Annotated in this window: 22 protein-coding genes and 1 tRNA gene; 9 read left to right on the top strand and 14 right to left on the bottom strand. The window is 69.3% G+C overall.

All coding sequences use genetic code 11. From position 1 onward, the window contains the following. Positions 1–135 precede the first annotated feature (135 nt). Positions 136–4,845: a multicopper oxidase domain-containing protein gene (locus tag ACGFSA_RS20545; RefSeq protein ID WP_393306116.1), complete on the bottom strand. Its 4,710-nt coding sequence runs from the start codon at positions 4,843–4,845 to the stop codon at positions 136–138. A 446-nt stretch (positions 4,846–5,291) separates the two neighbouring features. On the opposite strand from ACGFSA_RS20545, the gene ACGFSA_RS20540 reads away from it, so the two are divergent. Further along, the gene (locus tag ACGFSA_RS20540) at positions 5,292–5,957 is read left to right on the top strand and encodes a response regulator transcription factor (RefSeq protein ID WP_393306195.1); all 666 of its coding nucleotides are present in this window, start codon (positions 5,292–5,294) and stop codon (positions 5,955–5,957) included. Between the two features lie 67 nt (positions 5,958–6,024). After that, a complete protein-coding gene (locus ACGFSA_RS20535; protein WP_393306114.1) occupies positions 6,025–6,987 on the top strand; it encodes a sensor histidine kinase in 963 nt (320 codons plus the stop codon). 453 nt (positions 6,988–7,440) lie between these two features. Here ACGFSA_RS20535 and ACGFSA_RS20530 read toward each other — a convergent pair whose 3' ends face one another. From ACGFSA_RS20530 to ACGFSA_RS20515, 4 genes are all read right to left on the bottom strand, one after another. Then, positions 7,441–7,977 (bottom strand): hypothetical protein, encoded by a 537-nt coding sequence (locus ACGFSA_RS20530; protein WP_393306112.1) that lies wholly within the window; start codon positions 7,975–7,977, stop codon positions 7,441–7,443. A gap of 70 nt (positions 7,978–8,047) precedes the next feature. Next, the gene (locus ACGFSA_RS20525) at positions 8,048–9,565 is read right to left on the bottom strand and encodes an alkaline phosphatase (protein ID WP_393306110.1); all 1,518 of its coding nucleotides are present in this window, start codon (positions 9,563–9,565) and stop codon (positions 8,048–8,050) included. Positions 9,566–9,822: 257 nt separating this feature from the next. Next, positions 9,823–10,359, bottom strand: coding sequence for a hypothetical protein (locus ACGFSA_RS20520; RefSeq protein WP_393306108.1), 537 nt, complete (start codon positions 10,357–10,359; stop codon positions 9,823–9,825). 16 nt (positions 10,360–10,375) lie between these two features. Beyond that, positions 10,376–10,714, bottom strand: coding sequence for a helix-turn-helix domain-containing protein (locus tag ACGFSA_RS20515; protein WP_393306106.1), 339 nt, complete (start codon positions 10,712–10,714; stop codon positions 10,376–10,378). Positions 10,715–10,773: 59 nt separating this feature from the next. Between ACGFSA_RS20515 and map the strand changes: the two genes are divergently transcribed. From map to ACGFSA_RS20500, 3 genes are all read left to right on the top strand, one after another. Beyond that, the gene (gene map / locus ACGFSA_RS20510; protein ID WP_393306104.1) at positions 10,774–11,520 is read left to right on the top strand and encodes a type I methionyl aminopeptidase; all 747 of its coding nucleotides are present in this window, start codon (positions 10,774–10,776) and stop codon (positions 11,518–11,520) included. Further along, complete coding sequence (locus ACGFSA_RS20505; RefSeq protein WP_393306102.1) at positions 11,511–12,176, top strand: LuxR C-terminal-related transcriptional regulator; 666 nt, start codon at positions 11,511–11,513, stop codon at positions 12,174–12,176. Before map ends, ACGFSA_RS20505 begins: the two co-directional genes overlap by 10 nt. Positions 12,177–12,311: 135 nt before the next feature. Further along, positions 12,312–12,752 carry a hypothetical protein gene (locus ACGFSA_RS20500; RefSeq protein WP_393306100.1) on the top strand — a complete coding sequence of 147 codons (441 nt, stop codon included), beginning with the start codon at positions 12,312–12,314 and terminating at the stop codon, positions 12,750–12,752. A 29-nt stretch (positions 12,753–12,781) separates the two neighbouring features. On the opposite strand, the gene ACGFSA_RS20495 is transcribed toward ACGFSA_RS20500, so the two are convergent. Continuing rightward, positions 12,782–12,855 (bottom strand) — tRNA-Pro (locus tag ACGFSA_RS20495). 126 nt (positions 12,856–12,981) lie between these two features. Between ACGFSA_RS20495 and ACGFSA_RS20490 the strand changes: the two genes are divergently transcribed. From ACGFSA_RS20490 to ACGFSA_RS20480, 3 genes are all read left to right on the top strand, one after another. Further along, on the top strand, positions 12,982–13,683 hold the full coding sequence (locus ACGFSA_RS20490) for a transketolase (protein ID WP_393306098.1): 702 nt from the start codon (positions 12,982–12,984) through the stop codon (positions 13,681–13,683). 58 nt (positions 13,684–13,741) lie between these two features. After that, positions 13,742–14,644, top strand: coding sequence for a transketolase family protein (locus ACGFSA_RS20485; protein ID WP_393306096.1), 903 nt, complete (start codon positions 13,742–13,744; stop codon positions 14,642–14,644). Between the two features lie 102 nt (positions 14,645–14,746). After that, complete coding sequence (locus tag ACGFSA_RS20480; protein ID WP_393306094.1) at positions 14,747–15,061, top strand: hypothetical protein; 315 nt, start codon at positions 14,747–14,749, stop codon at positions 15,059–15,061. Between the two features lie 63 nt (positions 15,062–15,124). Here ACGFSA_RS20480 and ACGFSA_RS20475 read toward each other — a convergent pair whose 3' ends face one another. From ACGFSA_RS20475 to ACGFSA_RS20465, 3 genes are all read right to left on the bottom strand, one after another. Further along, positions 15,125–15,961, bottom strand: a complete 837-nt coding sequence (locus ACGFSA_RS20475; protein WP_393306092.1) for an ABC transporter ATP-binding protein — start codon at positions 15,959–15,961, stop codon at positions 15,125–15,127. Continuing rightward, positions 15,958–16,977: an ABC transporter substrate-binding protein gene (locus ACGFSA_RS20470; protein WP_393306090.1), complete on the bottom strand. Its 1,020-nt coding sequence runs from the start codon at positions 16,975–16,977 to the stop codon at positions 15,958–15,960. The genes ACGFSA_RS20475 and ACGFSA_RS20470 overlap by 4 nt, the downstream gene beginning before the upstream one ends. 73 nt (positions 16,978–17,050) lie before the next feature. Continuing rightward, positions 17,051–17,926: an ABC transporter permease gene (locus ACGFSA_RS20465; protein ID WP_393306088.1), complete on the bottom strand. Its 876-nt coding sequence runs from the start codon at positions 17,924–17,926 to the stop codon at positions 17,051–17,053. A 250-nt stretch (positions 17,927–18,176) separates the two neighbouring features. Here ACGFSA_RS20465 and ACGFSA_RS20460 point away from each other — a divergent pair, with 250 nt between their 5' ends. After that, positions 18,177–19,220 carry a LacI family DNA-binding transcriptional regulator gene (locus ACGFSA_RS20460; RefSeq protein WP_393306193.1) on the top strand — a complete coding sequence of 348 codons (1,044 nt, stop codon included), beginning with the start codon at positions 18,177–18,179 and terminating at the stop codon, positions 19,218–19,220. A gap of 282 nt (positions 19,221–19,502) precedes the next feature. Here ACGFSA_RS20460 and ACGFSA_RS20455 read toward each other — a convergent pair whose 3' ends face one another. The 5 genes from ACGFSA_RS20455 to ACGFSA_RS20435 are packed head-to-tail and all read right to left on the bottom strand — an operon-like array spanning position 19,503 to position 23,396. Next, positions 19,503–20,111: a GAF domain-containing protein gene (locus tag ACGFSA_RS20455; RefSeq protein WP_393306086.1), complete on the bottom strand. Its 609-nt coding sequence runs from the start codon at positions 20,109–20,111 to the stop codon at positions 19,503–19,505. After that, the gene (locus ACGFSA_RS20450) at positions 20,108–20,758 is read right to left on the bottom strand and encodes an ATP/GTP-binding protein (RefSeq protein ID WP_393306084.1); all 651 of its coding nucleotides are present in this window, start codon (positions 20,756–20,758) and stop codon (positions 20,108–20,110) included. Before ACGFSA_RS20450 ends, ACGFSA_RS20455 begins: the two co-directional genes overlap by 4 nt. Then, a complete protein-coding gene (locus ACGFSA_RS20445; protein ID WP_393306082.1) occupies positions 20,736–21,107 on the bottom strand; it encodes a DUF742 domain-containing protein in 372 nt (123 codons plus the stop codon). Before ACGFSA_RS20445 ends, ACGFSA_RS20450 begins: the two co-directional genes overlap by 23 nt. Before the next feature lie 2 nt (positions 21,108–21,109). Then, positions 21,110–21,544, bottom strand: coding sequence for a roadblock/LC7 domain-containing protein (locus tag ACGFSA_RS20440; protein WP_393306080.1), 435 nt, complete (start codon positions 21,542–21,544; stop codon positions 21,110–21,112). Between the two features lie 7 nt (positions 21,545–21,551). Then, positions 21,552–23,396 carry an ATP-binding protein gene (locus ACGFSA_RS20435; RefSeq protein WP_393306078.1) on the bottom strand — a complete coding sequence of 615 codons (1,845 nt, stop codon included), beginning with the start codon at positions 23,394–23,396 and terminating at the stop codon, positions 21,552–21,554. Between the last annotated feature and the right edge of the window lie 682 nt (positions 23,397–24,078).

Below are 24,078 nucleotides of genomic sequence, written 5' to 3'. Positions count from 1 at the left end.
CGTGCACCTGCGCGGCCGACCAGCATCCGGCACCGCAGAAATCGCCGACCGGCCAAGAGCCAGGAGGGCGGGCGCGGCCCCGCCCTCCTGGTCTGCTTGGTCACTCGGCCGGAACCGGCTCCGTCCTTCCCGGCGTCACGGTGCCGCGGGCACCCGGACCGGGGACGACCACGCCGAGCTTCCGAGTGCGTTGGTCGCTCGGACCTGCACGTACCAGACCTGGCGAGCGAGTGAGCCCGTCGTGTAGCGCCGGGGGTCGGCGGGAATCCTGGGCGACGTCCCGGCCACCGTGGTGAACGCGCTGGTCTTGCTCCACCTGACGGCATAGCCGGACTCGCCCGAGACATCACCCCAGGTCATCAGGATCCTTTCCTTGCCGCCGACCCGGACTGCCCTTGCCGACGGGCCTGCCGGCACCGACGGGGCCGACATCCTGACCGTGACGGGAGGCGTCGTGCCGTGCCCGGCGATGTTCACCGCCGAGACCCGGTACTGGTAGGTCGACCCCAGTGCGACGGTGCCGTCCACGAACGTGACCGTTCCGGTGTTCTTGCGGGCCGGGGCCGTGCCGACCTGGCTGAACGTCACGCCGTTGTCCGTGGACCGCTCGACGACGAACCCGGACTCGTTGGTCGCGTTGTCGCGCCAGGTGAGGCTGACCTTCGGCCCGGTCTGCGACGCGGCGGTCAGGCCGGTCGGAGACAGCGGAGCGTTGACGCCGACCGGGTCCGACACCGACTTCGCCGTCATGCTCGGGAACTCGCTGCCGTATCCGACCGTGTTGAGCGCGACCACCCGGTAGAGGTACGGCGTGGTCACCGATGCCGTCGGGTCGTCGAAGGCGCGGGCCTGGTGGATGTTCGGCTTGTCCAGTGGCGAGACGACTGTGCCGATGTCGGCCCACGTGGTGCCGTCACTGGTCCGCTGGACGACGAAGGAGGTCTCGTTGACCGAGTTGTCCTGCCACGCCAGCCGGATCCGGGCGTTCTTGCCCGTGCCCACGACGGCTGTCGAGAGCCCGCTGGCCTTCAACGGCGGCAGCGCCAGCGACTCCGGGCGCATCATGTCCATCTCCTCGTGGCTGAGGATGTGACAGTGGATGACGTACTCCCAGCCGAAGTTCACCAGCTTGTTGGTGATGGCCGCCGTCGGGTTGCCCTGCGGATCGACGTTGTTGAACATCGACGTGTCACCGAGTGGCATCGCCGGGTCGAGTGGCCTGATGGAGTTCGGCACCTCGAAGGGTACCGTCGGCACGACCGGCCGCAGCGCGACGATCGTGTCCTCCAATGGGCTCATCCGCACCGTGTCCTTCCACCCCAGCTCGTTGGCGTCCGGCGGGATGATGATGTTGTCCCAGGTCACGCGGTTGAGGACTTGGACGTCGTACAGGTGGAAGTGGATCGGGTGTGTGTCCACCCCGTTGTGGGTGAACCGCCAGATCTGCGTCCCGTCCGCGTTGGTTCTTATCGGCGTCACCTTGACATCGCCCTTGGGCAGGTCGGTGCCGTCGATCACCTCGGTCTGCGGGTTGATGTACGGGTACAACGTCACGTTCTGCGCTCCCGGCGTCGGTGGCTGCGCCTCGATGCCGAGGTTGGCTTCCATGCGGCCGAAGTCGTCGAACGCGGTCGCGTTCATCTCGTCGTGGATGGCCTTCGGCTGCAACGGCATCGTCATCTTGGTGGTCGGTGCCTTCAGCGTGTTGAAGCCGAACGTCGACGTGTCGTTCACGCGGACCAGGCCGTCACAGGTGTTCACGGACGTATTCTTGACGTTGCAGTTGCTGCTGGCGGCGAAGCTCGTGCCATACGCCGAGTTGTAGGCCGCCTGCCCGACGATCACCGGGTTCTGCCCGGACTCGAAGACGCCCGAGCCGTCCGCGTGGTGCCTGAAGGCGGTCCGCAGCTTTGCCAGGTCGAACGTCGGAGCCGGCGTCTTGTCCGCGATGGTCACCCGCATCACGGTGCGGGTGTTGGGACCGTACCCCGGCAGGATCTTCGGTGCACCGACCGGGCTGAGGTCGGGTGCGCCCGTGTAGTAGTCGTACGACGAGACGCGTGCCGGATAGGCCGCGGGTGCGTCGTTGTACAGGATGAGCGTCTTGCCGGCGAACTTCGAGAAGTCCACCAGCACGTCGGCCCGCTCGGCCGGCGCGAGAGCCAGCGAGTGCTTGTCCACGTTGCCGACGTCGAAGCGCGTTGGGTCGGTGATCCAGGTCGTCGGCTGCTGACCGTCGATGACTGCGGGCGCCGGCAGGAAGCCGCCTTCGTTGGCGATCTGGATCCAGTCCGGCCCGGCGGCGTCGTTGTTCGCGTCCACCGGGGTGGGCGACACGTTCGGGTCGGTCTGCGCGGCCTCCAGCTCCCTCGGCTTCAGCGCCACCTCGGTCGTGCCGTCGCCCTGCTTCGGGTCGGCGGTGTACCACTGGAAGTTGAAGAACCGGTCGTTCGCTGCGTTGAGCAGCCGCATCCGGTAGGTCTTCGGCTGAAGCGTCACCTTCGGGTAGGCGACCCCGTTGACGATGGGCGTGTCGTTGAACTGCTCCATGCCCATCGAGATGTTGGGAGTGCCGGGGATCTGCTCCGGCTCGCAGTGCGGGTCGGTCTGGTACTGCCAGGTCGACGGGTCGTCCAGCTTGCACTTCGGGTCGTAGTACGGGTTGGCGATCGGCCCGTACTTGGTGTCGCCCGCCGGTGGCCAGAACCACGGCCCGTACATCCAGCGCCCGTACGCGCTCATGCCCGACGGGTCGCCCGGGTTCTGCGCGGGCATGTAGACGTGGTGGTACCAGAAGCTGCCCTTGGTGCCCCAGCGTTTCGTGTCCCAGGTGGGGTCCTGACCGTAGGAGACGACCTTGCCGCCTGCGTCCTTCTGCTCCTTGAGCTGCGCGTCGTCCGGCACGAACGTGCGGTCCTGGACGAGCAGCGGGAGGGTGTCGGCCGCGTCGGGGATAGTGCCGTTCCTGACGAGCGCCTTCTCGGTGTCGTCGGTGATGGTGTAGCCCGCGGCCTCGCCGGCGTACACATTCAGCCGGGTGATGCCGTAGGAGTGGTCGTGGTAGAACATCAGCCGCGCGCTCTGCTGGTTGGTGTAGTAGAACGTCGAGCAGCCGTCGTCCTTCGCGGCGCAGAGCGTCGCCCCGTTGCCGTCCACCATGTCTGGCACGTTCTGCACGCTGACACCCTGCGGCCAGTCCGTGGTCTCGCCGGCCGGGGTGATCCACTGGTGGGGGGTGCCGTCGCTGATCCACGGCGTGATGCCCCCGTGCAGGTGCAGCGTGGCCCGGTTGTCCGTGAAGCAGCCGGTCTTGGCGTTCGTGCACGTCGGATTGCGCACCTTGTCCATGACGGTGCCGTCGTTCTTCGGTGCGGGCATCGCCATCGGGCCCATGCCGGAGCCCATGCCGGTGCTGTCGACCGGCAGGAACAGGTCACCGTCGGCGCCCTTCGGGAGCAGGTTGCGGAACACGATTCGCACCGGCCGGTCCTTGGTCGCGGCGATGAGGGGGCCCATCCACTGCGGCGAGGTCACACCCGTGTACGGCAGCGGTCGCCTGGTGCCGTCCATCATCTCGTTGTAGAGCGGCACCTTCCGTCCGGGCACCGCGTCCGTCGACAGCTGGACGTAGCCGCGCACCAGGGTCGGCGGCAGGTCCGAGGAGAACCGGGTGAGGTACTGCACGAGACCGATGACGTATTCGTCGGCCGGCTTGCCGCTGGTGGTGACAGGCTCCGGCACACCCCTGGGGATGAACTTCTCCGACGGCTTCGTCGACGGCGCCCGCAGCTGTGGGACGTCGGGACAACCCGTGCCGTCCGCCCCGGGGTCGCAGGTGACCGGCAGCTCGTCCTGGAACTTCTTCATCCCGACCGTGAGGTAGCCGGCCCCCGGGTCGGTGACCTTGATGGCACGGATGGCCCCGACGTCCGTCACGGCGCTCGCCGCCGCCCCGGTGCCTCCCTTCCCCGTCGGGTCGGTGATGGTGACGTCGGGCGCTGTGGTGTAGCCGGAGCCGATCTTGTCCACGCTCAGCGCCACCAGCTTCAGGCTGCCGGAGGCCTTCGCCTCCGTCGCGCCGAGGATCGGCTCGGCCAACGTGCCGTTGTGGATCGCGACGCCGGGTGCGTTGCTGTAGCCCCCGCCGGGATCGTCGACGGTCACCTTGGTGACGCTGCCGTCGGCGGCGAGATCGGCCGGCTCGACGTGCCCCTTGGCCACGGTGCCGTTCGGGTCGTCGGGAAGGTCGAAGTCCACCGTCGGCATGGTGTAGCCCGACCCGCCGTCGGTGATCGTCACGGCGTCCACCCCACCGGAGGCCGTTGCGGCGGCACCGCTTCCGCCGCCGCCGCTGATGTCGACCGCGAAGCCGCCGTAGCCGCTGCCGGCCGCGCCGGCCTTGAGGCTGACCACACCCCCGCTCGACTGGACAGTGGCCTCCGCGGTCGCTGCCGTGGTGCCACCGTCGATGGTGACCGTTGTCGCGCCGGCGACGTAGCCGTGGCCCGGGGCGGTCACGTCGATGCTCGCGACGCCGCCGGTCTGCGGGTCCACGGTTGCCGTCGCCTCGGCGCCGGTCCCGGCGCCCGTGGTGGACGTGATGGTCACACTGGCCTTCGACACCGTCAGCGGGCTGTTGGCCCAGTTCGGCGACGGGCCGAAGTAGTGCGGAACCTTCGTCTCGTCCGTCGGACTGCTCGGCCCGCCGACGGCAGCCGCCTGCGCCTGCCGCACCGGCGACGGTGGCAGACCTATCAAGATCGCCACCGCCGCCCCGGAGATGATCACTGCGACGGTGAGCCGTACCCACGCCTCCAGCGATCTCTTCGCCCGTTCGATGAACACGCCTTCACCCTCCCCTTGGTGACCCGCCGCCGTTTGCGCGCTCGGGTCCGACCCCTGGCCACCGGGAGGCGGCGTGAACGAGGTCACGAGCCCCTGCCACCGACCCAGTGCCGCGACCCGCGGGGCCGCGCGACAACTGTGCGGCGGGACGCCACAGGTGTGGGCGAAGATGACAGGTCTCTCATCCATCTGTCATGACGGGGAGTCGCGAGGCCGGGCCGCGCGGGACGTCGGCGCATCGGCGCGCCATCGCCCTGCGTATGCGCCTACTCGCGCACCGTCACACAGGTCGCCTTCGGCGGGCACCAAACCGGGACGAATCGCGGCACTATCCGAGATTGGCTGCGGAATCCCGGGGGCGGCACTTACAAAGGTCCGGGGACAGCCGCAGATGACAGCCCAGGAGGGGCACTGTCGAGTGCGGTGCAGGGGAGGTAGTGGCCACCATGACTCGGCTGCTGGTCGTCGAGGACGAGGCACGGCTGCGTGCCTACCTCATGCGCACGCTGGAAGCGGACGGCCACGTCGTGGACGGCACGGGATCCGGCCCGGACGCCGTACGGCGCCTGCGAGACGGCGAGTTCGACCTGGTCGTGCTCGACCTCATGCTGCCGGGGTTCGACGGTTTCGAGGTGATGCGGCGCGCCTTCGAACTGCGACCCGACCAACGGGTCCTCGTCCTGTCCGCCGTGATGGACGTCGCCACACGGGTCCGTTGCCTGCGGATCGGGGCCGTCGACTTCCTCGGCAAGCCCTTCGCGACCGCGGAACTCGTGGAGCGTGTCCGCACCAGGCTCCGTGCGCCCTCCACCGGCATTTCCCAGCGGTGGCTGCACGTCGGGGAGGTCACCCTCGATCTCGAGCGGCAGGCGCTGAGCCTCGACGGGAGGAACGTGCCCCTTTCGCACCGCGAGTTCATGCTGCTCGGCCACCTCATGCGGCGGGCCGGGGAGGTGTGCAGCCGACGTGAGCTCCTCGCGAGCGTCTGGGGCTACGCCGACGACCCCGGGAGCAACGTGGTCGACGTGACGGTCCGCCGGATCCGCGGCAAGGTGCCCCGGCCGGTCATCGAGACGGTGCGCAATGTCGGGTACGCGTTCAGCGCCGGCTGAGCACCGACGTTTCCTCTTCGTCGGCTGGGTGCTGTTCGCCGCGTGCAGCCAGCTGCTTATCTTCGTCGTGCCCGACCTCGAGACCGTGGTGTTCCACCTGGTGTGGATCAGCCTGTCCCTCGTCTACGGCGTCCAGAGCTGGTCGGCCCGTCGCACGCTCATCGTGCTGACCGTGGTCGCCTTGGTCACGGGTACCACGCTGAGCGGGGTCGTCGCGCAGGGCTACGCCTCCTGGGACGAGCTCGCCGAGGTGCCGCTGATGGCGCTGGTGTTCCTCACCATGGTTTGGCATGTACGCCGACGAGCCGCTGCCCTCGCGGAGACGCAGAGCCTTGTCGAGCGCGAGCGTCGCGCACAGGAGGTCAAGGAGCTGTTCGTCCGCAACTGTTCACACGAGATGCGGACGCCGATCACGGTGGCCCGCTGCTACGCGGAGATGGTCCGCAACGAGCTGCCGACCCCGGAGAGCAAGGAGGACCTCGACGTCGTCGTGGACGAGCTGGACAAGCTCGGCGGCCTCGCCGGGCGTCTCCTCGTTCTGGCCGACGCCTACGAGCCCACCGAGTTCGAGTGGGGGCCCGTCGACCTCGGCTCTCTCCTGCGGCGGACGGTCGAGCGGTGGCGGCCGGCCTCGGACCGTGACTGGCACGTGGACGCGCCTTCCGTCCTGATCGAAGGTGACGAGTCACGGCTCGAGGCCGCCCTCGACGCCCTGGTGGAGAACGCCGTGAAGTTCACCGTGGACGGGGACGCCGTCGCGCTGCGCTGTCGCGCGGCCCGCAATGGTGCCGTGGTCGACGTGGAGGACGGGGGCATCGGCTTCGCAAGGTCGCAGGCGAACGACGGGAGCGGCCAACCGCAGTCGTCGGGGCGCCCCGGCACCGGGCTCGGCCTGGCGATCGTGCGCGCCATCGTAGAGGGTCATGGCGGTGGCCTCACCGTGGTGTCCGAACGGCCGAGCGGCTCGTTGCTCCGAATGGTGCTGCCGCTGCACCCACCGGCGGCTGAGAGCCTGTCGGGTGACCTCTGATCGGGCGGCCACGCCCGCGAGCGGCTCAGCCCGAGGAGGCCGCCACCGGCAGGGAGCGCCCAACGGCCGCGCTGTAGAAGCGGACTCCGACGATCCACCCGGTCCGCCCGGACTGACGGGTGTGGCACGGGCATGGCCCCGTGGAGCGCTTCGCTGAGGTTGTAGGCGTCGATGGTCAGCCGGCCCGCCAGGCCCGACAGTGCCGCGGGCCGCTCTGGCTGGGCGGCGCCAGGATCTTCGCGATGGCTCCGGCGATAAGCCCGAGGACGGTCCAGCTGATGGCGCCCACGTCGTTGACCCGGGTCCGGGTGTACGTGGCCCGAACTGGGCCCAGTGGCGCGATGTGTAATTGCGCAACTGTACAGATGGTGCGGAAGGCGTCGTACTGGCGGCACCGGTTGCGGCGGGACGGTCGCGCGCCACGGTGTTCCGTCAGCTACCGGCTGGGGACGGTTACTCGTTGACCAGTACGGGGATGGAGACCACCGCGGTGGCCGGAGTGCCGGTGAGTTTCTTCGCGGGCACGGTGAAGTCGATTCCGTTCCCGGCCGCGCGCGGGCCGTCATGGTGGTCGTCGCCGTGCGCGTCCTCTCCTTCTTCCTGGTACTGGAAGCTGCCCGTGCCGAGCAGGCGGCCGTCGGCGTCGTAGTAAGCGGCACGTAGTTCCAGGGCGAGGACGTCACTGACATCAGAAGTGATGGCCACATGGCCCGTGACTGTCGGCTTCTTCGTGAGGGCGAGACGGGTGACACGTACCCGGTCGGTGAACGGCCCCTCCTCGATACGGACTTCGCCCCGCTTGGGCAGGGAGGTGAGCGTGAGAGCCGGGGCAGGGGCGGAACGCGGGGCGGGCAGGGCGGCCGGAGTGAGCGTCGGCGACGGCTTCGCATCGGCGCGGTCGGCGTCCGCGGCGGTGCTGCAGCCAGTGAGGGCCGCCAGCATGACGGCGCCCAGTGTGGCGAACGCCTGGGAGCGGGTGAGGTGTCTCATCGTCGTACTCCAGATGCATCCGGGCCGGGGCCGGGAGGGAGAAACCCTCCCGGCCCTGGCCTCAAAGAGGTCAGTCGTGCTGGGGCGCGGTGCCGAACAGCGAGCGGTACAGCTTTCCGTACAGCTCGGTGTTGTTCTGGCTGGCGGCGAAGGCGCTGCCGTTCGGGCCGTAGGCGTAGATGGGCACGTCGGCGCCGGTGTGGTTGCCGGACAGGTAGGTCAGCCAGAGGCTGGCGTCTACGCTGCCGTCCTTCACATCCTTCGGGTCGTCGGGCGTACGGAACGTGGCGGGCGCGAAGTTCTTCGCGTCGCCGGAGCCCGCGCCGTTGACGATGCCGCTGGAGCGGGCCGCATCCTTGGCGCCGGAGGACGAGCGGGACGGGGTGCTGTTGTTGGCCGGGTTGCCCGCGTCGGTGTTGGCCGGGGGCGCGACGGCCTCTGCGTTGGTGTAGGTGCCCTTCTCGATGATGTTGAAGCCGGCGCACTCGTGGTCGGCCGTGACGACGACCAGGGTGTGGCCGTCCTTCTTCGCGAAGTCGTACGCCGCCTTGACCGCGTCGTCGAACGCCTTGACCTCGGCGAGCGTCTGGGCGGCGTCGTTGGCGTGCGAGCGCTTGTCGATCTGGGCGCCTTCGACCTGGAGCAGGAAGCCCTTCTTCGAGCGGCCGTTCAGCAGCGAAAGGGACTTCTTGGTCATGTCCGCCAGTGTCGGCTCCTGCTTCTGCGGGGCGTCCGCGGGCAGGGAGGCCTTCGCCTGCTCTACGGTCAGGTTGCCCCGGTTGAACAGGCCGATGACCTTCTTGCCCTGGGCCATGTCCAGGTCGGTCTTGGTGGCGACCTTCTGGCTGGCGGCGGTCTGCGCCGGAAGCGACGGGTCGCCGAAGCTGCCGAGCACCTGATAGCCCTGCGCCTGCAGCGCCTTCTGGTCGTCCGGCTCGAAGCGGGCGAGGCCGCCGCCGAGAATCACGTCCGCCGTGCCGTTGCGGGCGATCTGCTCGGCGATCGGCGTGATCAGCGTCTTGTCCTTGGGCGCCGGCTCATACGTGCCGTCGGCCTTCTTCGGCAGGCAGGCGGCGTCGGAGTAGACCGGGCCCTGGCAGCCGCGCAGCAGCGCGTGGCTGAACTGGGCCGCCGGAGTGGCGTCGGTGATCTCGGCAGTGGACACGTTTCCCGTGGCGAAGCCGGCCGACTTGGCCTCCTCCATCAGCGTCGACACCTTCTTCTCGTAGGTGTCGACGCCGATCGCCGCGTTGTACGTCTTGACGCCCGACGACCAGGCGGTGGCCGAGCTGGCCGAGTCGGTGACCAATGCGGGCTGCTCGCTGCCCTTCTCGACGGCGTAGGTGGCGACCGCGCCCGTGTACGGCAGGCGCTCCATGTTGAGTTTGCCGGCCGCCCCGTAGTAGCGGTCGCGGCCGGCCGTGACGTGCGTGCGGCCCATTCCGTCACCGAGCAGGTAGATGACGTTGCGGATCTCCTTCCCTTGACCGTCGTGCTGGGGAGCGGAGTTGGCGGTGATCGCCGTACCGGCGGCCACGGCGCCGGTCAGGGCCAGGACCGTCAGCGTCTTCACAGGTCTACGTCGCATGCTCGGGAGATTCCCCTCGAAAATGTGTGACTCGGGCCGCCGACGTTAGGAGCGGAACATGAACACGCCACCTTCCCTGAGTGTCGCCGAGTCGAACACCGCTCACCCGTACCGGCCCCTCACGCGGCATGCCAGCGGAGCCCACCACGCCCCCGGGACCTTGGAAGGGCAGAGGACAGGCTCAGGGTGAGAGCGCCACGGTCAGCAGGTGGGAAAAGGCTGTCGCCCTGAGAGGGCTCTCGCGAAGATGCCGCGTGTCAGTCCTGGTCCGAGATGGACAGAGCTTCGGTGATCACGCGGGTGGCGAAGTCGCGGTCGTCAGTGAGCCGGTTGATGTGCTCCGCGAGTAGCACGGCCGTGACTTCCAGGGAATTCATCTCGTCCCCAGTCCAGTCTCCGTACTGCTTGCGCCACAGGCTGGGGCTCAGGCCGGTGCCGGCCGCGACGACGAGGCCAGTCATGGTGGGGATGACCTCGGGGCGGACGCTCTTGGGCATCATGCGCATCGAGGCCACGAAGCTGGGCACCACGTACTCGATGACGTCCCTGTCGTGGTCCTCGTAGGTCGTCCGCAGCCACTGCATGAACATGTAGATGAGCGTGCACGCGCCGTCCACCACGTCATGGGCTTCCTTGGGGCCCAGTGACGCGGTGAATTGGTCGATCAACTGCTGCTGTTCGGGGTCGGTTTCGGCCTTGCCGTCGTGAATGGCTTTGAGCCGAGAGTCGATCACCATGAGCGCTGTACCCACATCGCCGGCGGGAGCGTACAGGGGGTCGCAGGGCGATGGCACAGGATTCCTCCTCTGGTTACCGTGAGCAACGCGTGGTGTCCGTACGGTAGCCCGCCGATGAGGCGACGGTCTGACGAATCCCGATGGAGGGCCTTCCGGGATGCCAGTTCGGGTCACGCGCGCACGCGGCCGCCAACTCGTCCAGAGACACATGCAGCGCCGCAGCCAGGGCCGCAATGGCGAAGAAGGCGGGGGTCGGGGCCCGGCCGGTCTCAATCCTGCGCAGAGTCTCCGCGGAAACCCCCGCCGCGGCCGCCACCTCCGCCATGCTCCGGCTGCCGCGCGCTCGACGCAGCAACGCACCGAGCCGCTCACCGCGTTCCCGTTCCCACGGAGCCAGAGGAGCTCTCACCAAGTCCGTGATACCAATACCGGTATAAGTATTGGGTCGACGTCCTGCAGGGAGCCAAACACATGGTGGAGATCAAGACCGATGCCGCATTGGACGCGATGCGGGAAGCCGGACGTGTGGTGGCCCGCGCCCTGGCCGCAGCCCAAGAAGCAGCCGGCGTGGGGGTATCCCTGCAAGAACTGGACGAAGCGGCCCGGTCAGTTCTGGCCGAGGCCGGAGCCGACTCCCCGTTCCTCGGATACCGGCCGTCCTTCGCCCCTGTGCCTTTCCCGGCCGTGATCTGCACGTCCGTCAACGACGCCGTGTCGCACGGCATCCCCACCGGCTACCGGCTGCGCGACGGCGACCTGGTGAGCATCGACTGCGGCGCCCAGCTCGACGGCTGGACCGGCGACGCGGCCATCACCTTCACCGTCGGAACACCACGCCCCGGCGACCTCGAACTGATCGAAGCCACCCAGCAAGCCCTCGACGCCGGCATCGCCGCCGCCCAGGTGGGCAGTCGCATCGGCGACATCTCCCACGCCGTCGACACCGTCGCCCGCAAGGCGGCCTGCGGCATGCCCGCCGACTTCGGCGGCCACGGCATCGGCCGCCGCATGCACGAAGACCCCCACGTCCGCGTCACCCGCAACGGCGCGATGCTGTCCGCAGAGATCACCGACGACGGGACCGGCGGGGCGGACGCATCTCGAGGCAGCGGCCTGGACGGAATTCGCCGCCGCGCCGCCGCCCTGGACGGCACCATGAAGATCAGCAGCCCGCCGGGCGGGCCGACCACCCTCACCATGGAGTTGCCGTGCGTGTAGTCATCGCCGAGGACAACGTCCTGCTGTCCTCCGGACTCGAACTCCTGCTGGGATCCCAGGGCTTCGAGGTCGCCGCGATCACGGATGACGCCCCCGGCTTCCTCGCCGCCGTCGAGACCCACCGCCCGGACGTCACCATCGTCGACGTGCGGCTACCCCCGACCTTCCGCGACGAGGGTATCCGCGCCGCCCTCCGGGCTCGCCGCGACCGCCCCGGACTTCCCGTCCTGGTCCTGTCTCAGTACGTCGAGCAGGAATACGCCGGCCGCCTCCTCTCCGACACCCGCGGCGGCATCGGCTATCTACTCAAAGACCGGGTGAGCCGTATCGCAGAATTCACCGACGCACTGCGCCGCGTGGCCGCCGGCGGCACCGCCATGGACCCCGAGGTCATCGCCCAACTCCTCGCCGTCCGCAGCGATCCCGTCGACGCCCTCACCCCCCGCGAACGCGAGGTCCTGGCTCTGATGGCCGAAGGGCACGACAACGCCACCATCGCCCAGCGGCTTTTCATCACCGACAACGCCGTCCACAAACACATCGGCAGCATCTTCCTCAAACTCGGCCTGTCGGCCGGCGACAGCGGCCACCGCCGGGTCCGCGCCGTCCTGGCCCACCTCCGCCGCAACGGCGGCACCGAACCCAGCCCCTGTTGAGTAATCGACCGATTGATGAGCAAGATCGGCAAGCGCGACCCCGTCCGGTCCTGTCGCCCTTAGCGGCAGGCACAGGCGTGGATCCAGACCATCATCGAGGCCACAGAAGCCGGCCTTGCCCTCTCGGTGGCCACTATGAAGCTCGCCGAATACGGCGAGACGAACATGGAACTCGCCCTGCGCGGCCTGGAATTGAAGACGCGCGACTGTATCTCCACCGCAGTCCTGCGTGACGCCACCCACTGGAACGACGTCGTCACCAAGCTCGGGTACGAGCACCTGCGCCGCCTTGACGTCCGGCACACGGGACTCACCGGGTTCGCCGATGCCGGGGTCCAGGTGCACGTCCTACGCAAGATCGCCGAGCACGGCTCACTGACCATCACCCAGAAATATCCGCACCCCGACGTGCACAAGATCACCGCCGCCGGCGCCGCTCTCTCGGCGCACCTCAGCATGTTGCGCGCCCCGCGCTCCCCGCCGAGCCCGATCGTGGTCGCCCGCCGACACGGTCAAGGGCGTTGGTCCCCAACTGGCCCCCAAAAACGATCAAGGAGCCGTCTCAGATTGCTCTGAAACAGCTCCTGACCTGCGACTCCTTCGAGTCGGGACGACAGGATTTGAACCTGCGACCCCTTGACCCCCAGTCAAGTGCGCTACCAAGCTGCGCCACGTCCCGATGCTCGCCTGACCCGGGCTTCCCCCTGGCCGAACGCGCATGAGAACAATACCGCACTTGAGCGGGTGCCCACGAACCGCTTTCCATGCTTGACCTCAACCACGCTTGAGGTTGAATGCTGGACGCATGACGATCAAGACCGCCGCTCCAGCGCACACATATCGTGACCTGAACCGCCTGATGAGCCTGATGACCGGCGACGAGAAGCACGGGCCCGCCGCCACTTCCACCCTCGACGCCCTCTGGGTTCTGTACGACCAGGTGCTGCGCGTCACCCCCGACACCGTCGACGCCCCGGACCGGGACCGGTTCCTGCTCTCCAAGGGGCACGGACCGATGGCGTACTACGCCGTCCTCGCCGCGCACGGCTTCCTCGACGAGGAGTTGCTGCCCGGATTCGGGGGGTACGACTCACCACTGGGGCATCACCCGGACCGCATGCTCGTCCCCGGCGCGGAGATCGGCAGCGGTTCGCTGGGACACGGATTGCCACTGGCTGTCGGAAGTGTGCTCGGGCTCCGGGCACAGGGGCTGACCGACCCCCGGGTCTGGGTGCTGATCGGGGACGCCGAGCTGGACGAGGGCAGCAACCACGAGGCGATCGCCTACGCCGGTCCGGCCGGACTCGAGCAGCTGCACACCCTGGTGATCGACAACGCCTCCGCCACCTTCGGGTGGCCCGGCGGCATCGCGTCCCGGTTCGAGGCGGCCGGTTGGTCGGCCGTGACCGTGGACGGGCGCGACCACGAGGCGCTGTACGCGGCATACACGGCACCGCATCCTGGGCAGCCACGGGCCGTGGTCGCCGGTGTCTCCCCCAAGAACTGACCCCCCGCACCACCGCACACCAACGACTCAGCGATACAGAACGAGGGAGAACCGGCCCATGGACACCATGCGTGACCGCTTCATCACCACCGCGTCGCGGCTGCTGGACGACGACCCCAGGCTGGCCGTGGTGCTGGCCGAGATCAGCCGGGACGGCTTCGACCGCGCCGCGCGCACCCATCCGGACCGGGTGATCAATGTCGGTATCCGGGAGCAGCTGCTGGTCGGCGCGGGGGCCGGACTGGCACTGACCGGGATGCGACCGATCATGCATACGTTCGCCCCGTTCCTGGTGGAGCGGCCCTTCGAGCAGGTAAAGCTCGACTTCGGGCATCAGGGCGTGTCCGGGGTGCTGGTCAGCGCCGGAGGTTCGTACGACTGGCCCGCCGGCGGCGTCACCCACATGGCGCCCGGCGATGTCGCGCTGATGGACACCCTCGACGGCTGGACGGTGCAGGTGCCGGGCCACCCCGACGAGGCGGAAGCCCTGCTGCGGCAGGCTGCCGCCGGGGAGGACAAGGTCTATCTGCGGCTCTCGCTCCAGCAGAACGAGCGGGCCCGGGCGGTCGGCGTCGGTGCCGGGTTCACGCCGGTGCGGGAGGGGAGCAGCGGGGCGGTGATCGCCGTCGGCCCCATGCTCGACAACGTCCTGGCAGCGACGGACGGCCTGGATGTGACGGTGCTGTACGCGACAACCGTGCGCCCCTTCGACGCGACGGGACTCCGGCGCGCGGTCGGAAGCCGCGAGACGGCGGACGTGGTGATCGTCGAGCCGTACCTGGCGGGCACGTCGACGGGCGCCGTCAACGATGCGCTCGTCGAACTGCCGCACCGGGTACTTGGGCTCGGGGTGGGGAAGGCGGAGCTTCGCCGGTACGGGCAGATGAACGAACACCTCGCCGCACACGGCCTCGATCCGCACGGGCTGCGGGAGCGGATCACCGGCTTCCTGGGCGGCTGACCGGGGCGTGGGCGGTCGCCGAGCCGCACCGCTGTCTGCTGATCCTGGGCGCGCCGGTGCCGGGCATGTCGCACCGGCCGACACGCTGGAACGGCCCGAGCGGTGCTCGGGCCGTTCCTGCTGGTCTTCGCCGACGGATCGCCGGAGTCGGGGGTGGCCGCGGTGGTGGACCGGATGACGGCATGGGCCGGGGTGGACGCGGCTGTGGCCGGCTGGGTGGCCGCATACGTACCGGCAGCCGTCGGCAACGCCGGAATGCCGGGGCGGGCGCCGGCAGGTGCGGTGCTCGCCGGGGCGCAGCTGCACGGCTCTGTCGGTCTTGAGGCGGCCGGTCTGTTCGCGGACATGAGGCACACCGGCGCCACGCTGCCGGCCGTGCAGGCCGAGATGCCGGCGGACGCGGTCGCGCTGGTGTGACGCCCGGGGCCGCACCGTGCGGGCCCGGGCGCCCTCGCGTGGTGACGGGGCGGACCGCCCCGATCAGTCGTGGGCGGACGCCGCGCCGAGCAGATCGCGGATGTGGGCCGCCGCGTCCCGGAATTCCGGGCGGCCCACCGTCTCGCCGTACTCCCGTTCCGCCCCCAGCCCCACCTCGATGATCTCGGTGATGGTGCCGGGCCGTGGGCTCATCACCACCACCCGGTCGGCCAGATAAACCGCTTCCGAGATCGAGTGGGTGACCAGCAGCACGGTGGTGCCGGTCTCCCGCCAGATGCGGTTCAGTTCCATGTTCATCTGCTCACGTGTGAGGGCGTCGAGCGCGCCGAACGGCTCGTCCATCAGCAGCACCGGTGGTTCGTGCAGCAACGCGCGGCACAGCGCGACCCGTTGCTGCATCCCGCCGGACAGCTCGTGCGGATACGCGTCCTCGAAGCCGCCGAGCCCGGTCATCCGAATCAGCGCGTCGGCCCGGTCGCGCGCCCTGGCTGCGGGCATCTTCCGGATCTCCGCCTGCAGCAGGATGTTGCGGCGCGCGGAACGCCACTCCAGGAGGGCGGCTCGCTGGAACACGTAACCGATGTCGTGCCGTGGGCCCTTGACCCGTTCGCCGCCGAGCCGGACCTCGCCCGAGGACGGCTTCAGCAGTCCGGCGACCAGCTTCAGCAGCGTCGACTTGCCGCACCCGGACGGTCCGACCAGGGCGACGAACTCGCCCGGCGCCACGTCGAGCGAGACCTCGCGCAGGGCGGTGACATCGCGGTTCTTGCCGCGGAACCGGACCGAGACGTCCGACACGCCGACGGCCGGGGTGACGGCGCGCCGGTCGCCCGCACCGAGCGGGTCCCGGGGCTTCGCGTCCTGCTTCGGCATCGTCATCCCTTCAGCGCCGTCTTCGCGTCCCAGTACTCCGCCACGGACTTGGGCTTGCTGACCATGCCGGCCTCGGCGAACACATCGATGGTCTGCTGCCAGTCCGCCTCGTCGTTGACCCCGGGCGCCTTGCCCTCGGTCGACGTGGTGTGCAGCAGCGTGAGCGTCGTCCTGAACTGCTCCGCCAGCACGGTCTTCGGCGGCAGCTGCTCCGACGCCCCGTCCATGGCCGCGACCGCAGGCTCGGGCGCCTTCGCCGCGGCGGCCCATGCCTCGCTGACCGCCTGCACCATGCGTCCTGCCAGCTCGGACCTGGAGGCGAGAAGCTTCTGCCCGGCGAGCAGACCGTTGGAGTAGAAGTTCAGCCCGTTCTCGGAGAAGCGCAGATACGAGACGGTTTTCTTGGCCTTCTCCTGCATGGTCGGGCCCTGGTCGCTGGCGTAGCCGAGCAGTCCGTCGGTCTTCCCGGAGATCACCGCGGCGATCTTGCCCGCCGGGTCGGTGTTCTGGACCTTCACCTCCGACGCGTCGATGTTGTTCTTCTTCAGGAAGATCGGGAACGTCTTGGAGAGCGCGTCACCGGCCGTCCCGGCGATCGTCCTCCCCTTCAGATCGGCGGGTGACCCGATGCCCTTGGAGTCGAAGGACTGCACGGACGCGGGGGTGGTCTGCAGGAACACGCCGAGGCTCTTGACCTGCACCCCCTGGTCCACCGCGGCCAGCAGCGCCGGGGTGTCGGCCCAGCCGAAGTCGGTCTGCCCGGCGGCGGTCGCCTGCACCGTCTTCTGCGAGCCCTGGCCCGCCTGGATCGTCAGGTCGATGCCGTGCTTCTCGAAAATCTTCTGCTGCTTGCCGTAGTAGAACGGCGCGTGTTCGCCGTACGGATACCAGTTGAGCGTCAGCGTGACCTTGTCCAGCTTCTTGCCCGAGTCACCGGTGGAGGTCGACGGGTCGTTCCCACCGCAGGCCGTGGCCAGCAGGACAAGAGGTACAACACCGATCAGGAGTCTGCGCGCGTGCATGGGCTGGCCCTTCTCGCAACGGGGTCCGTGACAGCAATCAATGGGTGGTGCTCGGTACGGGACGGGGTGGCGTTCAGTACGAGGTGGTGGCCGGCGCGTCGCGGCGGCTGGCGTGCCAGGGGAGCAGGAGCCGCTCGGCGATCTCGACGACAACGAAGAGGACGACGCCGATCAGGGACATCACCAGCAGCCCGGCGAACAGCATCGGTGTGTCGAGGTTGCCGTTGGCCTGCAGGATCACATAGCCCAGCCCCTCGTTGGCGCCCACGAACTCACCGACGACGGCGCCGGTGACGGCCAGGGTGACCGCGACCTTGAGACCGGAGAAGAGATGGGGAAGGGACGCCGGGAAACGGATCTTGAGGAAGGTCTGCCAGGGCTTCGCACCCATCGTCGCCGACAGCTGGAGCATCTCCGGGTCGACCGCTTTGAGTCCCGTGACCATGGAGATCACCACCGGGAAGAAGGCGATCAGGACAGCGATGAGGATCTTCGGCGCGATACCGAAGCCGAGCCAGACCACGAACAGCGGCGCGATCGCGATCTTCGGTACGACCTGGGCGAACAGCAGAATGGGATAGAGCGTGCGCTCGACGGTCGAGGAGTACACCATGACCACGGCCGCCAGCACGCCGACGGCCACGGCGATCACGAAGCCGAGCAGCGTCTCGTACGTGGTCACCCAACTGTGCTGCCAGAGATAACTCGTCTTCCCCGTGAGGACATCGACCGTCGCACCGGGCGACGGCACGAGATACGGCTCCACCAACTCGGCTGCTGAGATCACCCACCAGACGACGAAGCAGACCAGCAGCAGGGCGACCGGGCGCCAGCTCCGCTCGACCGCCCGCGCCAGTCGCTCCCCCGCGGACGGCCCAGCCCTCCGGGCAACACCCGCCACTTCGGCGGGATTTCCGGTCAACGCGCTCTGGCTCACGGTTAACTCCATGCACTTCGGTGGTAGTTGTGGAGAGCTGTGCGATCCTGCGATGACGGAGAAGGCGCTTTCAGAAAGCGCTTTCTTGCAAGGTGCCGCCACGCTAATGACTGTCTGCACGCACGGTCAATAGGTCGTCCTGAAGTTTCGGGACCCTGCCGCCACCGCGCCCTTGGGGGTCGAGTTGAGTGAACGCGTGACCAGCGAACGGGCGACGCGGGACCGTCCGGGAGCGCGCCGTATCGTCGCGACCACGGCCCATGTGACGCTCGACGCCGTGGCCCGGGAGGCCGGCGTCTCACCGGCCACCGCTTCGCGGGCGCTCAACGGTACGGCCACGGTCCGCGACGATCTGCGACAGCGGGTGCACGCTGCGGCGGAACGGCTCGGCTACATCCCCAACGCACATGCACAGGCACTCGCCAGTGCCGCCAGCAACCGTACGGTGGGCGTCATCTGTCATGACGTCAGCGACCCGTATTTCGCCGCGATCTCCAGCGGTGTGATGCGGGCGGCTGCGGAACGGGGGCTGCTCGTCATGCTGGCCTCCACGTTCCGGGAGCCGGCACGGGAGATCAGTTACGTCTCCATGCTGCGGGCTCAGCGCGCGCGGGCGATCCTGCTGATCGGCTCGGGCTTCCAGGACCGCGCGTGGGAGCGGGCCATGGATACCGAACTGGAGCCGTATGTCAGGGCCGGCGGGCGGGTGGCGGTCGTCAGCCGGCACCGCAGCCTGCGGGTGGACACCGTGCAGCCGGAGAACCGGGCGGGGGCGGCTGCACTCGCCCGGGCACTGGTGGGGCTGGGGCATCGGAGGTTCGCGGTTCTCAGCGGGCCGCCCGAGCTGACGACGGTCTCCGACCGGTTGGCAGGGTTCCGGGAAGGGCTCGCCGAGGCAGGCATCGGACTCGACCAGGTGATGGAGGGGGCGTTCACCCGTGACGGCGGGTACGAGGCGGCGCGGCGGCTGCTGCTCGCCGCGGCGCAGGCGCCGCCCCGCGCCCGGCCGACGTGTGTCTTCGCGGTGACCGATGTGATGGCGGTCGGGGCGTTGGCGGCGCTGCGGGAGGCGGGGTCGCGGGTGCCGGAGGATGTGTCGCTGGCCGGGTTCGACGACATCCCTCTGGTACGGGAGTTGTCGCCGCCGCTCACGACGGTGACGCTGCCGCTGACATCGATGGGCGAGAACGCGATCGCGCTGGCGCTGCGGGAGGTGGGGGCCGGGGGACGGACCCGGGTGGTGCGGGTGGAGGGTGAGGTGGTGTTGCGGGGCAGTACGGGAGTGCCGGGGGGTGGGGTGCGGTGACCGGGGGCCGCGGTGTCCTCCATCGCCGGACGGGCTTGATCGTGCCGGGCCGGCTCGAACCCCCGCGCGTTGCACCGCGGACAGCGGCGGCGCCGGCCCGACCGGCGATCGACGGGGGGTGATGGCGGAGGGGCCGGGGCTTGGAGGACGAGTTAGCGGATGGCCGAGGGGTGGCCTTTCCCGGCCGGGATTCCGAGGCCCGTAGCACGTCGCGCAGAGTGCCGGGGCTCAAGGGCCGGTTTGCGCGGCGTCCGGGGCCGAGCCACGCGGAATCATCAGCGGCTACCGCGGTTTTCCGTTCCGATACTCCCCCAAGGCCTTGTCCTCCCGTCGGTGGATGTGGCCGATGAGTTCCTGCGCCAGGGACTTGATCGTGTCGAGACCGGCCTGTCCCCAGGGGCGGGGCACGGTGTCGACGGCGCAGACCGCCCCCAGCGCGATGCCCGTACGGTCGATGAGCGGAGCCCCGAGATAGGAACGGATGCCTATGTCGTCGACGACCGGATTGCCGGCGAATCTCGGGTAGTCGCAGACGTCCTCCAGGACGAGCGCCTTCCGCCGCGCGACGACGTGCGGGCAGTAGCCGTGATCGAGGGCCACATACCGCCCGTCACGGCCACTGCCCGCAGCCATGGCGCCCAGGTCGGAACCGGTGTGCGTACCGGCCGGCGTGTGCAGTCCGGCGAAGAACTGCCGGTTCCCGTCGATGAAGTTGACCATCGAGAAAGGAACATCGGTCATTGCGGCCACCTTGTCCGCGAACGCGTCGAAGCTGTCGAACGATCCGCCGGCCTGTTCCCCGAGTCCGAGCGTCCGCAGCCGCTGGGCTCGGACGGGGGCATCGTGGTCGACGGGGGTCAGCAGCAGCCGGTCGTTGGTGCGTCCGTTCACGGGTGGGCTCCGAAGGCGGAGAGCGGGGCGGGGTCGGAGGTGGCGTTGATCAGATGCTGGACCAGTGTGATCAGCGCTCCGGTGCCCGAGTTCGCGATCCTGGCGTCGCAGAGGACGACCGGTACCTCGGGCGGAAGGTCGAGCGCGGCCCGTACCTCGTCGGGGCCGTACCGGTAGGCGCCGTCGAACTCATTGACCGCGACGATGAATCCGATGCCTCGCCGCTCGAAGAAGTCGACTGCCGGGAAGCACTCCTCGAGCCGCCGGGTGTCGGCGAGCACGACCGCTCCCAGCGCGCCCTGGGAGAGCTCGTCCCACATGAACCAGAAACGCTCCTGGCCCGGGGTGCCGAACAGATAGAGCACGTGCTGCTCGTCGAGGGTGATGCGGCCGAAGTCCATGGCAACCGTCGTGGCGGTCTTCGACTCGATACCCTCCAGGCTGTCCGTCGCCACACTGACCTGGGTCAGCAGCTCCTCCGTGCTCAGCGGTGCGATCTCGCTGACGGCGCCCACGAACGTCGTCTTGCCGACGCCGAAGCCGCCCGCCACCAGGACCTTGAGCGCGACGGGGAAGCACTCGGGGCCCTCGGGGGCGTCCCCTCCGCCCGAGGTGCCGGAGCCGTCAGAGCTGTCGTCGTAGGCCATCGAGCACTGCCTCCAGCAGAGATCGGTCGGTGGGCATGTCATGGAAGGCGGGCGGATGCGCGGTGACTGCGCCGCAGTCGACCAGATCGGAGACGAGCACCTTGGTGACGACTGCCGGCAGCCGCAGATGTGCGGCGATCTCGGCCACCGAAGTGGGTCCGCCGCACAGCCCGAGCGCCACGGAGTGCTCGGGGCCGAGATGCGTCTGCGGATCGGTGCCGGTGGCCCTCACCAGGGAGAGCAGATCGAGCACGGCGGTCGGACGGGTACGGCCGTTGCTCACGGTGTACGGACGGATGAGCCGGCCCGCGGCGTCGTCGAGCAACGGCCCGTCCTGCACGGCCGACACTCTCACAGCTCCGTGGTGCTCGGTGCCCCGGCCGCTTGTCTGGCCGGGGTCGTCAGATACGGCCGGACGCTCTTGACCAGCATCGTCATCTCGTAGCCGAGCACCGCGGCATCTGCCTCGCGTCCGGCGAGGACAGCGAGACAGGTGCCGGAACCGGCGGTGGAGACGAAGAGCAGCGTCGAGTCGAGCTCCACCACCACCTGCCGGACCTCCCCGTTGTCCCCGAAGCGCGCCCCGGCGCTGCGGCCGAGGGAGTACAGACCGGCGGCCAGCGCCGCCATGTGGTCGGCGCTGTCCGCGTCCATGCCGTGGAGGGACTTCACCAGCCCGTCGGCGGAGAGCAGGACCGCGCTGCGCGTGTAGGGCACACGCTGTACCAGCCCGCTCAGCAGCCAGTCGAGGTCGGCGACCTGACCGGACGGCATATCGGTCGTCATGGTGCATCTACTCCTTCAAGGTATTCGTTTCGAGGGGGTCCGGTTCGTGAGGGAGCGCGGAGACGGTCGCGGTGCTTCCGCGGACGGGCAGCGGTTCGAGGGGCGGCCGGGCCGGGGACTGTGCGGTGTCGGCGTCTGCTTCGCTCCGGGCGTCGGCAAGCTCGATGCCCCGCCGGAATGACGCCATCAGCCCCGGGTCGTGCAAAGGGGGTTCTTCGTCCTCGGCACGGGGGGCGGGGGCTTCGCGCAGCTGCGGGACCAGGTGTTCCTGATGGGCGCGCCTGGGGAGTTGGGGCCTGCCCATGGTGCCCCGCACGGTTCCGGGCTCCGGCTGGAGGGCCGGAAGCACGTCGTCCGGTCGCTGGATGCCGGGTCGGGTGTCGGCGGGAGTGGGCCGGGTGACACGCTCGACGCGCAGCGGCAGCGGTGGCCCCTCACCCTGCCTTCGCGGCTGCTGGGGCGTTTGGTGCAGGCGGAGCGGCTGACTGGGCACCTGGGTCTGCCGGTTCGGGGCCGGGCTCAGCTTCCGCTGGTGCGCGGTGGCGTCCTGGGCGGGCGGCCGGTGTACGGGCCCGGGCGGCGGGACCGGGACGGCGTCGGCCGTGGTGGGTGCCTCGGTGTCGGCGCCGAGCAGGGACTGCGGGAGTACCAGTACGGCCTGGGTGCCGCCGTAGATGTTGCTCTGCAGCCGGACCGCGATGCCGTGCCTGCGGGCCAGCGATGCGACGACGAAGAGCCCGATCCGGCCGTCCTGGAGCAGATGGGCGACGTTGACCTGGTCGGGGTCGGCGAGCAGGGCGTTCATCCGCTTCTGCTCGTTGCCCGGCATGCCGAGCCCCCGGTCCTCGACCTCCAGGGCCAGCCCGGCAGTGACGTGCTGTGCTCGCAGCAGCACCTGGGTGTGCGGGGCGGAGAACACGGTGGCGTTCTCGACGAGTTCGGCCAGCAGATGGATCACATCGGCCACGGCGTGACCGCGCAGGGTGCCGTCGATCGGCGGCACCAGTTTGACTCGCGGATACTGCTCGATCTCGGCGATCGCGGAGCGCAGCACCTCGGTCGTGGTGACCGGGTTGCTCCACTGGCGCCGGGAGACGGCTCCGCCGAGAACGGCGAGGTTCTCGGCGTGCCTGCGGATGCGGGTAGCGAGGTGATCGACCCGGAAGAGGCCCTTGAGGAGATCTGGGTCCTCGACCTCGTGCTCCAGCTCGTCGAGCAGCTGGATCTCCCGGTGGACGAGGGACTGGAGGCGGCGAGCGAGATTGACGAAGACCTCGACCCGCTGTTCCTCGCCGGAGTTGTTGCTGAGCCGTGCTGCCTGGACGACGGCGGCGATGGCCCCTTCGTGCGACCGGCCCATTTCCTGGGCGAGCAGCTCGAAGGCGTCGCTGCCCGGGGCGACGGGCCGCGGGGGGCGCCGCTCGGGCGCCGGTTCTCCATTGCGGAGCTTCTCCACCAGCCGCTGCAGGTCGGCCTGGCCCTGGGCACTGGCACGGCGCAGCGCCAGGCAGCGGCCGAGGACGGTGGTCGTGACCCGGTTGGCACCGAGGAATGCGGCGACCACGGCGGCGACGGCCAGCGCCCCGGATCCGCCCAGCGCGACCCAGAGTTGGGTAGTCGGGCGGGCGCCTGTGGAACGGATGGTGAAGATGACGGCTGCGGCACCGCTCAGCATCACGGCGATGGCCGGGAGCAGGGCGGTACGCAGGATCTGGGGGCGCACGCGGGCGTCAGGAGACGGCTGCGAGGCGCGCGGCCTGGCCGCGGCCGAGTGGGAACGGGCACCCGGCCGGCCGTGCCGCGCGCCCTCTCGGCGTTCCGGTCGCGCTTCAGGTGCGCGAAGTTGAGACATCAGCGTCCTCAGTACATGGGGCACCAGGAATCGGCGTTCATGCGGTGGCACCTACGGTGGTCGGTCAGGCTCGGGTCAACGCTCGGCCATGCTCGAACGATATGAGCCCAGCGTTGATCACTGGCCACACACAGTAGTCGCCAATCGAGCTCCCGCGACAGGCAGTTGTCAAACTTGCCCGCGATCCGTCCCGCTCTGGTATGAGCTCTCGCACAAGAGACCGATAACGCCGCATTGACATGGGTAGCCCGATAGCCGGACCGCCGGGTGGGAGAGACGTGCGTCAACGCCCCTTGTTCATTGTCGCCGGGTGTCCGTCAACACCTGTTGCCCGCCGCCGGACGTCACGCGGCACCACTCCTGGTCCTGTCCTTCGGATTCGGCCTGATCCGAAGGGCAATCACAAGTGCCGCGACTGGCAATGGATACCCCATGAGGAGCGTCGTCCGGTGCGTGCGATCGCAAGGCGGCCGGAAGTTCCTGGATGGGGTCTCCCCTGCTCGAACGAAGCTGAGAGCTTGGGGAAGGAGCTGCCAGGGCTTGTGGCCGACGCGGCGAGCGGGCGTGCCGGGCGGTGCGACGGGGCAAAGCTTGCCGGGAGAGGCGCTAGGCGGTCGGAGCCACTTCCGGGCGGCTCGCCCCTGCGGCCGGGTCGGCGGTCGCGGCGGCGGCGCTCTCGGGT

The sequence above is a fragment of the Streptomyces sp. NPDC048496 genome, from assembly GCF_043200055.1.
GTDB lineage: Bacteria > Actinomycetota > Actinomycetes > Streptomycetales > Streptomycetaceae > Streptomyces.
Note: the sequence above shows the minus strand (reverse complement) of the source record. Positions and strands in the feature narration are given on the sequence as shown.